Annotated in this window: 8 protein-coding genes; 1 reads left to right on the forward strand and 7 read right to left on the reverse strand. The window is 73.5% G+C overall.

Annotation, left to right across the window (positions count from 1 at the left end; translation table 11 throughout):
- Nucleotides 1-486, forward strand: a 486-nt coding sequence (locus tag N866_RS21410; RefSeq protein WP_034226935.1) for a hypothetical protein, incomplete at its 5' end; no start/stop codon positions are given.
- A gap of 30 nt (nt 487-516) precedes the next feature.
- On the opposite strand, the gene N866_RS12870 is transcribed toward N866_RS21410, so the two are convergent.
- From N866_RS12870 to infB, 7 genes are all read right to left on the reverse strand, one after another.
- Nucleotides 517-1,857: a M16 family metallopeptidase gene (locus N866_RS12870; protein ID WP_052023018.1), complete on the reverse strand. Its 1,341-nt coding sequence runs from the start codon at nt 1,855-1,857 to the stop codon at nt 517-519.
- 1 nt (nt 1,858) lies between these two features.
- Nucleotides 1,859-4,084 (reverse strand): polyribonucleotide nucleotidyltransferase, encoded by a 2,226-nt coding sequence (locus N866_RS12875; RefSeq protein WP_034226937.1) that lies wholly within the window; start codon nt 4,082-4,084, stop codon nt 1,859-1,861.
- 274 nt (nt 4,085-4,358) lie between these two features.
- The gene (rpsO, locus tag N866_RS12880; RefSeq protein WP_034226939.1) at nt 4,359-4,628 is read right to left on the reverse strand and encodes a 30S ribosomal protein S15; all 270 of its coding nucleotides are present in this window, start codon (nt 4,626-4,628) and stop codon (nt 4,359-4,361) included.
- 116 nt (nt 4,629-4,744) lie between these two features.
- Nucleotides 4,745-5,734: a bifunctional riboflavin kinase/FAD synthetase gene (locus N866_RS12885; RefSeq protein ID WP_034226941.1), complete on the reverse strand. Its 990-nt coding sequence runs from the start codon at nt 5,732-5,734 to the stop codon at nt 4,745-4,747.
- A 105-nt stretch (nt 5,735-5,839) separates the two neighbouring features.
- Entirely contained in the window at nt 5,840-6,778 is a 939-nt protein-coding gene (gene truB / locus N866_RS12890) for a tRNA pseudouridine(55) synthase TruB (protein WP_034226944.1), read from the reverse strand.
- A 37-nt stretch (nt 6,779-6,815) separates the two neighbouring features.
- Nucleotides 6,816-7,268: a 30S ribosome-binding factor RbfA gene (rbfA, locus tag N866_RS12895; protein ID WP_034226947.1), complete on the reverse strand. Its 453-nt coding sequence runs from the start codon at nt 7,266-7,268 to the stop codon at nt 6,816-6,818.
- A gap of 228 nt (nt 7,269-7,496) precedes the next feature.
- The coding region (gene infB, locus N866_RS12900; protein ID WP_034226953.1) for a translation initiation factor IF-2 at nt 7,497-9,523 on the reverse strand (2,027 nt) is incomplete at its 5' end.

Consider the following 9,523-nt stretch of genomic DNA (forward strand, 5'->3'; position numbering starts at 1 on the left):
GGGGCCGCCCTGTCCGTGCTCGCGGGCGCGCTCGCCGTCGGGCTCCGTCCCGGGCCGGCCCCGGCACGGAGCCACCCGCGGTGCAGCCGGGCCGCCCGGCTCGTGGTGCTCGGGCTCGTCCTCGTCGGTACAGGGCTCACCGCCGCGCTGCTGGCGTGGACCGGGGACGTCGTCCTGGTGGGACGCGGCCCCGTCGTCCCGGGGCTGCCGCTCGGCGGGGTGCTGCCCGCCGCCGTGCTGCTCGGCGCCCTCGCGTGGCGGGCCTCCGGGCGGCACCCGCTCACGACGCTCACGGCGCTGACCGCCCACGCGATGCTGCTCGTGGTGAGCGCGACCAGTCCGTGGAGCGCCGCGACGCTGCTGTGGGCGGGCGTCGACGGCGCCGCTGCGGGGACAGCCCTCGCGGCCGCCGTGACGTCGCTGGTGACGACCTTCCTGGCCGCGGACCGCCGCGCTGCGTCCGACGCCCTGGGCTCGCTCGACTGAGGCTCGCTCGACCGACGCCCGCGCAGGCACTCAGCCGAAGGGGCCGACCTTGACGACCGAGCGCGGCCGGGAGGCGAGCTCGACGGCCAGCTCCTGCACGTGCTCCCGCGTCACCGCGCGGATCCGGTCGAGCGTCTCCTCCTGGGAGAGCAGCTCACCGTGGACCAGCTCGGCCTTGCCGAGCCGGCTCATGCGGGAGCCGGAGTCCTCCAGACCCAGGACCAGACCTCCGGAGAGCTGACCGATGCTGCGCCGCAGCTCGGCCTCCGTGATGCCGTCCTCGGCGAGCCGGTCCCACTCGTGGTGCAGCAGCTCGAGCACCTCGTCGACCTTGGTCGGGGTGCATCCCGCGTAGAGGCCGAAGATGCCGGCGTCGGCGTGCTGGGAGGCGAAGCAGTACGTCGAGTACGCCAGGCCGCGCTTCTCGCGGATCTCCTGGAACAGCCGGCTGCTCATGCCGCCGCCCAGGGCGGCGCTCAGCACCGACAGGACGAACCGCCGGTCGTCCGTGGCCGTGAGCCCGAGGCCCCCCACGACGACGTTCGCCTGCTCGGTCGTGCGGTGGACGACGAGCTCGGTCCCCTCCACCGGCAGGCCGTCCGGCTCGCCGGCGGGGCGCGCCGACGGGGACCGGCGCGGTGCGGGCACGGCGGCGTCGTCCAGCGCCCAGCCCCCGGAACGCACCGCCTCGAGGACCTGCGCGCACAGGGCGTCGTGGTCCACGCCGCCGGCGGCGGTCACCACGAGCGTCGCGGGGCGGTAGTGCTCCGCGTAGTGGTCGTGCACGGCGGCCCGCGGGACGCCCTCGATCGTCCCGGGTGTCCCGCCGATCGGACGCCCGAGGGGGTGGTGGCCCAGGACGACGGCCGCGAACTGCTCGTGCGCCACGTCCGACGGGTCGTCGTCGTTCATCGCGAGCTCTTCCAGGATCACGCCGCGCTCGATCTCGAGCTCGTCGGGGTCCAGGGTCGCCGACGTGACCATGTCGGTGATGACGTCGACCGCCATCGGCAGGTCGGCGTCGAGCACACGGGCGTAGTAGCAGGTGTGCTCCTTGCCCGTGGCGGCGTTGGCCTCGCCGCCCACGGCGTCGAACGCCTCGGCGATGTCCATCGCGTCCCGGCGCTCGGTGCCCTTGAACAGCAGGTGCTCGAGGAAGTGGGTGGAGCCGTGGTGACCGTCGCGCTCGTCGCGCGAGCCCACCCCGACCCACGCGCCGACGGTGGCCGAGCGCAGTCCCGGCATCGACTCGGTGAGGACCCGGACACCGCCGGGCAGGACGGACCGGCGCACGAGGGCGCCGCCGTCCTGCCCGGCGGTCAGCCGGCTGCCCGGCTCACCCGGGCTCACCAGCGGGAGGTTCAGCGGCACCTCAGGCCTGGTCCCCCTCGGCGGCGTCGCCGGACTCGGCGGCACCGTCCTCGACGACCGCGTGCAGCGACAGCTTGCCGCGCGGGTCGATCTCGCCGATCTCGACCTGGACCTTCTGGCCGATCGACAGGACGTCCTCGACGTTCTCGACGCGCTTGCCGCCGACGAGCCGACGGATCTGCGAGATGTGCAGCAGGCCGTCCTTGCCGGGCGACAGCGACACGAAGGCGCCGAACGACGTCGTCTTGACCACGGTGCCGACGAAGCGCTCGCCGACCTCGGGCATGTGCGGGTTCGCGATGGCGTTGATCGCCGCGCGAGCCGCCTCGGCGGACGGGCCGTCCGTCGCGCCGATGTACACCGTGCCGTCGTCCTCGATGGAGATGTCGGCACCGGTGTCGGCCTGGATCTGGTTGATCATCTTGCCCTTCGGGCCGATGACCTCGCCGATCTTGTCGACCGGGACCTGCACCGTGATGACCCGAGGGGCGAAGGGCGACATCTCGTCGGGGACGTCGATGGCCTCGGCCATGACGTCGAGGATGTGCAGACGCGCCTCCTTGGCCTGCGTCAGCGCGCCGGCCAGCACGTCGGCGGGGATGCCGTCGAGCTTGGTGTCGAGCTGGATCGCGGTGACGAAGTCCCGCGTGCCGGCGACCTTGAAGTCCATGTCGCCGAACGCGTCCTCCGCGCCCAGGATGTCGGTGAGCGCCGCGTAGCGGGTCTCACCGTCGACCGTGTCGGAGACGAGGCCCATCGCGATGCCGGCGACCGGCGCGCGCAGCGGCACGCCGGCGTTGAGCAGCGAGAGCGTGGACGCGCAGACCGAGCCCATGGAGGTCGAGCCGTTCGAGCTCAGGGCCTCGGAGACCTGGCGGATCGCGTACGGGAACTCCTCGCGGCTCGGCAGGACGGGCATGAGGGCCCGCTCCGCGAGCGCGCCGTGCCCGATCTCGCGACGCTTCGGCGAGCCGACACGGCCCGTCTCACCCGTCGAGTAGGGCGGGAAGTTGTAGTTGTGCATGTAGCGCTTGCGCGTCTCCGGGGAGAGCGTGTCGAGCTGCTGCTCCATCCGGAGCATGTTGAGCGTCGTGACGCCGAGGATCTGCGTCTCGCCGCGCTCGAACAGCGCCGAGCCGTGGACGCGGGGCAGGACCTCGACCTCGGCCGACAGCGTGCGGATGTCGCGCAGGCCGCGCCCGTCGATCCGGAAGCCGTCGGTGAGGATCCGCCGGCGGATGAGGGCCTTCTGCGTCGAGCGGTAGGCCGCCGACAGCTCCTTCTCGCGACCCTCGAAGCGGTCCGCCAGCTCGGCGAGCACCTCGGCCTTGACCTCGTCCAGGCGATCGTTGCGGGCGGTCTTGTCCGCGATGGACAGCGCCTCCGCCAGACGCGCCTGCGCCGCGGCCTCGACGGCCTCGTAGGCGTCGGGCTGGTAGTCGGGGAACAGCGGGAAGTCCACCGTCTCCTTGGCGTTCTCGGCCGCGAGCTGAGCCTGTGCGGCGCAGAGCGCACGGATGAACGGCTTGGCCGCCTCCAGGCCCTGGGCCACGACGTCCTCGGACGGCGCCGTGGCGCCCTCGTCCTTGATGAGGTTCCAGGCGTTCTCGGGCGCCTCGGCCTCGATCATGGCGATCGCGACGTCGTCACCGACGGTGCGGCCGGCCACGACCATGTCGAAGGAGGCCCGCGCGCGCTCGGAGTACCGCGGGAACGCGACCCACTGGCCCTCGACGAGGGCGATCCGGACGCCGGCCACGGGGCCGGAGAACGGCAGGCCGGACAGCTGGGTCGACATCGACGCGGCGTTGATCGCCAGGACGTCGTACGGGTCGTCCGGGTGCAGCGCCATGACCGTGACGACGACCTGGACCTCGTTGCGCAGGCCCTTGACGAACAGGGGGCGCAGCGGGCGGTCGATGAGGCGGCACGCGAGGATCGCGTCGGTGGACGGGCGGCCCTCCCGGCGGAAGAACGAGCCGGGGATCTTGCCGGCCGCGTACTGCCGCTCCTCGACGTCGACCGTCAGCGGGAAGAAGTCGAAGTGCTCGCGCGGGTGCTTGCCGGCCGTGGTGGCCGCCAGCAGCATCGTGTCGCCGTCCAGGTAGGCGACGGCGGAGCCGGCGGCCTGCTTGGCGAGACGGCCGGTCTCGAAGCGGACGGTGCGGGTGCCGAAGCGGCCGTTGTCGATGACGGCCTCGGCGAACTGGATCTCGGGTCCCTCCACGGGAGCCCTCCTTGTCTCGAGGGCGCCCGCCTGGCGACGGTCTTCGATCGAGGTCCGCGGAGGGCCGGCACGGGGCCGACCGCTCTCCGCGAGCCACTACCGAGGACCGGGCACCGGTACGGGCGCGACTGTGCGGTGGTGGTGCACCGTCCGCGCGTGGCCCCGAGGTCTGTGCCCTCGGCGGCCCCGAGCGGACGGGTGCCGGGCGGCCGTGGTGCGGCGCCCGACACCGGACCAGCCCGGACCCGAGGGGGTCCGGGCTGGTCCGGGACGTTCAGCGGCGCAGGCCGAGGCGCTCGATGAGGCTCCGGTAGCGCTCGATCTCGACCTTCTGGAGGTAGCCGAGAAGGCGACGGCGCTGGCCGACGAGCAGGAGCAGCCCGCGGCGCGAGTGGTGGTCGTGCTTGTGCTGCTTGAGGTGCTCGGTCAGGTCCTTGATCCGCTGCGTCAGCAGCGCGATCTGGACCTCCGGGGAGCCCGTGTCGTTCTCGGTGGTGGCGTACTCGGACATGATCCGCTGCTTCGTGGCGGCATCAAGGGGCACAGGCTCTCCTCGGGTTCGTTGCGCGGTGCTCCGGGGCATGTCCACCCGGGGCGCTCTGGGTCCGCGGCCGTTCTGACGGCGCAGCCATCGTAGCAGCCCCGGATCCGGCCTCCCGGCTACGCCCCCGCAGCCCCCCGCAGCACCAGGGGACCGTCCGCGAGCAGGGCGCGCGTGCGCTCCACGTCCTGCGCCATCTGGTCGACGAGCTCCTCCACGGAGGCGAAGCGCAGGGTGGGCCGCAGCCGGTGCACCAGCTCGACGACCACCTCCTCGTCGTACAGGTCCAGGTCGGTGCGGGAGGGGACGTGCGCCTCCACCCGCCGCTCGACGCCGTCGAAGGTCGGGTTCGTCCCGATCGACACGGCGACCGGCAGGTAGCCGTCCGGCAGCCCGGCCGGGTGGTGCACCCGACGCATCCACCCGGCGTACACGCCGTCGGCCGGCACCATGCCCGACGTCCGCCCCAGGTTCGCGGTCGGGTAGCCGAGCTCCCGGCCGCGGGCGTCCCCGTGCACGACGACCCCGCGCACGCGGTGCGGGCGGCCGAGGATCTGCGCGGCCGCCTCCACGTTCCCCGCGGTCAGCAGCTCGCGGACCCAGGTCGAGGACCAGCGGCGCTCCGCGGGTGCGGTGCCGTGGATGTCCTCGAGCACGTCCACCTCGAACCCGTGGCGCCGGCCCAGCTCGGCCATGGTCGCGAGGTCCCCAGTGTTGTCGCGCCCGAACCGGACGTCACGCCCGACGACGACGCGCGCGGCCCCGAGCGCCTCCACGAGGTAGCGGCGCACGAAGTCCTCCGGCGTCGTCCGCGCGAACTCCAGGGTGTACTCGAGCAGCAGGACCGCGTCCAGCCCGGTCTCGGCGAGGAGCTCGAGCCGGTCCGCGACGCCCGTCAGCAGCTCCGGGGCGGTGTCGGGCCGGTGCACCTGGAGCGGGTGGGGGTCGAACGTGACGGCGACCGCCCGTCCGCCGAGCGCGCGGGCCGCCGCGACCATGCGTGCCAGGACCGAGCGGTGACCGCGGTGCACGCCGTCGAAGTTGCCGATCGTGACGACCGACGGCCCGACGTCCCGGGGGACGTCGTCCAGGTCAGTCCAGCACTCCATGCGCTCTCCCTCTGCGGGCCGCACGGCCCGACACGTTCTCCGACCGGCCAAGCCTGCCACCCGCGGCCGACTGCCCGCACCGCGCCCGGCGGCCGGCGGCGCCCCTCATGCGGGACGCAGGACCAGGACGGGCCTCGTGCCGCCCTCCCTGTCGGCGACCAGGGCGACGAGCCCGCCGTCGGGTGCGAACGCCGCGACCGGCGCCTCGGGCGTCCCCGCCGGGCCGTCGGAGGTCGGGCGGATCCGCTTGCCGTAGGACAGCGCCGTCGCCTCGTCGGCGTCGAGCCGCCGCACCGCGAACGTGGCCGCGGCGGCCTCCTCCAGCGGGAGCACCCCGAACGACTGCTCGAGCTCGTCGAGGGTCCGGGCGGTCGTGAGGTCGTAGCCCCCGACCCGGGTGCGACGCAGGGCGGTCAGGTGCCCACCCACGCCGAGCGCCACGCCGAGGTCGCGGGCGAGCGCGCGCACGTAGGTGCCCGAGCTGCACGTGACGCGGACGTCGACGTCGAGCACCCCGCCGTCCGGGCCGGGCACGTGCCGTGTCGCGACGACGTCGAGGACGCGCACGACGACGGGCCGCGCCGGCAGGACGACGTCCTCCCCCGCCCGCACCCGGGCGTAGGAGCGCTTGCCGTCGACCTTGATGGCGCTGACCGCGGACGGCACCTGCTGGATGGCGCCCGTGAGGGGCACGGCCGCCGCGCGGACCTGCTCCGGGGTCAGGGCCGACGCGTCGGCCGTGGTCAGGGTCTCCCCCTCGGCGTCGTCGGTCGTGGTCGTGGCGCCGAGGCGGATCGTGGCGTCGTAGTCCTTGTCCGCCCCGACGACGTACGTGAGCAGCCGGGTGGCCCGCTCGACCCCGAGGACGAGCACCCCGGTGGCCATCGGGTCGAGCGTCCCGGCGTGGCCGACCTTGCGCGTCCCCGCGAGACGCCGGACGCGCGCGACCACGTCGTGGCTGGTCCACCCGGCCGACTTGTCGACGACGACGAGGCCGGAGGCGGCAGCCGGCCGGGCGCCGGCCGCGTCCGCCCGCCCGCTCATGACGCCCCGGCCGTCGCCGGGTCCCCGGCCGCGCCGCTCACCGTTCGTCCAGGTCCTCGGTGTCGTCGCCCGCGTCGGGGTGACGGTAGGGGTCCGCGTCACCGGCGTACTGGGCGGAGGCCGCGAGGGCGGCGAGCTCGGCGTCGCGCTGCGCCGCGCGACGCAGGGTCTCCTCGAGGTGGCCCGCCGTCTCGGGGATGGCGTCGGCGATGAACTCCAGGGTCGGCGTGAGCCGGATGCCGATCTGCTTGCCGACCTCGGAGCGGATGAGCCCCTTGGCGCTCTCCAGGGCAGCCGCGGAGCCCGCCCGCGCCTCCTCGTCACCGAGCACGGTGTAGAACACCGATGCGTGCTGGAGGTCCCCGGTGACACGGACGTCCGTGACCGTGACGAACCCGAGCCGGGGGTCCTTCACCCGGGTGTCGAGCATCTGCGCCACGACCTGCTGGATCCGGTCCGCGACCTTCCGAGCCCGAGGATGATCAACCACGAGAGACTCCCTTTCCCGCCCCGGTCAGGGGCTGCGCCGCCCTGGTGAGCGGCTGGCAGGACACGACCCGCGGGCCTGGCAGGCCCCGAGCGGGTACCCACGGTGACACCGTGAGGGGGTCGGGAGACCGATGCCCGGACCGTGGTGGGCCTGGCAGGGCGCCCGACGAAGGAGGGCGCCGGGGGGCCGGGCGTCGGTCTCCCGACCCCCGGCCCCCCGGCGACGACCTCAGGAGCGAGGCTTCTCGCGCATCTCGAACGTCTCGACGACGTCGTCGACCTGGAGGTCGTTGAACGACCCGAGGCCGATACCGCACTCGTAGCCCTCGCGGACCTCGGTCGCGTCGTCCTTGAAGCGCTTGAGCGACTCGATGGCGAGGTTGTCCCCCACGACCGTGCCCCCGCGCAGGACGCGCGCCTTGGTGTTGCGGCGGATCGTGCCCGACCGCACGAGGCAACCGGCGATGTTGCCGAACTTGCTGGAGCGGAAGATCTCGCGCACCTCGGCGGTACCGAGCTGCACCTCCTCGTACTCCGGCTTGAGCATGCCCTTGAGGGCCGCCTCGACGTCGTCGATCGCCTGGTAGATGACCGAGTAGAACCGGACGTCCACACCCTCGCGGTCGGCGAGGTCCTCGACGCGCTCCGCGTACTTGACGTTGAAGCCGAGGATGATCGCGTTGTCGACCGTCGCCAGGTTCACGTCGTTCTGCGTGATGGCACCCACACCACGGTGGATGACCCGCAGCGCGACCTCCTCGCCCACGTCGATCTTGAGCAGGGCGTCCTCGAGCGCCTCGACGGCACCGGAGACGTCGCCCTTGAGGACGAGGTTGAGGGTCTCGACCTTGCCCAGCTGCAGCGCGCTCGTGAAGTCCTCGAGGCTGATGCGCTTGCGACGCTTCGCCAGGAGGGCGGCCCGCTCGGCGGCCTCGCGCTTCTCGGCGATCTGCCGGGCGGTCCGGTCGTCCGGTGCCACCAGGAAGGTGTCGCCGGCACGCGGGACGGACGTCAGGCCCAGGACCTGGACCGGACGGGCGGGCGTGGCCTCGTCGACCGTGCCGCCGTGCTCGTCGAACATCGCCCGCACCCGGCCGTAGGCCGTGCCGGCGACGATCGCGTCGCCGACCCGCAGCGTGCCGGACTGCACGAGGACGGTCGCGACCGAGCCGCGGCCCTTGTCGAGGTTGGCCTCGACCGCGACGCCCCGGGCGTCCTTGTCGGCGTTGGCCCGCAGGTCCAGCGCCGCGTCAGCCGTGAGCAGGACCGCCTCGATGAGGTCGGGGATGCCCATGCGCTTGAGCGCGGAGATGTCGACGAACATCGTGTCGCCGCCGTACTCCTCGGCCACGAGGTTGTACTCGGTGAGCTGCTGCCGGATCTTCGCCGGGTTGGCGCCCTCCTTGTCCACCTTGTTGACCGCGACGACGATCGGCACGCCGGCCGCCTGCGCGTGGTTGAGCGCCTCGATCGTCTGGGGCATCACGCCGTCGTCCGCCGCGACCACGAGGATCGCGATGTCCGTGACCTGGGCACCGCGGGCACGCATGGCGGTGAACGCCTCGTGGCCCGGGGTGTCGATGAAGGTCACGGCACGCTCGATGCCCTCGTGCTCGGTGTGGATCTGGTAGGCACCGATGTGCTGGGTGATCCCGCCGGCCTCGCCCGCGACGACGTCCGCGGAGCGGATCGCGTCGAGGAGCTTGGTCTTGCCGTGGTCGACGTGGCCCATCACGGTCACGACCGGCGGCCGCGCCGTGAGCTGCTCGTCGCTCTCGTCGGCGAGCTCCGCCTCGAGGTCGATGTCGAAGGCCCCGAGCAGCTCGCGGTCCTCCTCCTCCGCCGAGACCATCTCGATGATGTAGCCGAGCTCGGTCGCGAGCGTGCCGAACGTGTCCTCGTCGAGCGACTGCGTGGCGGTCGCCATCTCGCCGAGGTGGAACAGCACGGTCACCAGGCTGGCCGGGTTGGCGTCGATCTTGTCGGCGAAGTCGTTGAGCGACGCACCGTGGCGCAGCCGGACGACGGTCTTCCCGTCGCCGCGGGGCACCTGCACGCCGCCGAGCGACGGCGCCTGCATCTGCTCGAACTCCTGGCGCTTCGCGCGCTTGGACTTCCGCCCGCGGACGGGGCGGCCACCGGCGCGCCCGAAGGCACCCTGCGTGCTGCCGCGACCGGCACCGCCGGGACGGCCACCGCCGCCACCACCGGGACGGGCGCCGCCACCGGCGAAACCGCCGGGTGCGCCCGGGCGGG

The sequence above is a fragment of the Actinotalea ferrariae CF5-4 genome, assembly GCF_000603945.1.
Classification (GTDB): domain Bacteria; phylum Actinomycetota; class Actinomycetes; order Actinomycetales; family Cellulomonadaceae; genus Actinotalea; species Actinotalea ferrariae.

What these genes read in the sequence shown, in the direction of transcription:
- N866_RS12885 (WP_034226941.1), bottom strand. Translation starts at nt 5,734, where the DNA reads ATGGAGTGCTGGACTGACCTGGACGACGTCCCCCGGGACGTCGGGCCG.
- truB (WP_034226944.1), bottom strand. Translation starts at nt 6,778, where the DNA reads ATGAGCGGGCGGGCGGACGCGGCCGGCGCCCGGCCGGCTGCCGCCTCC.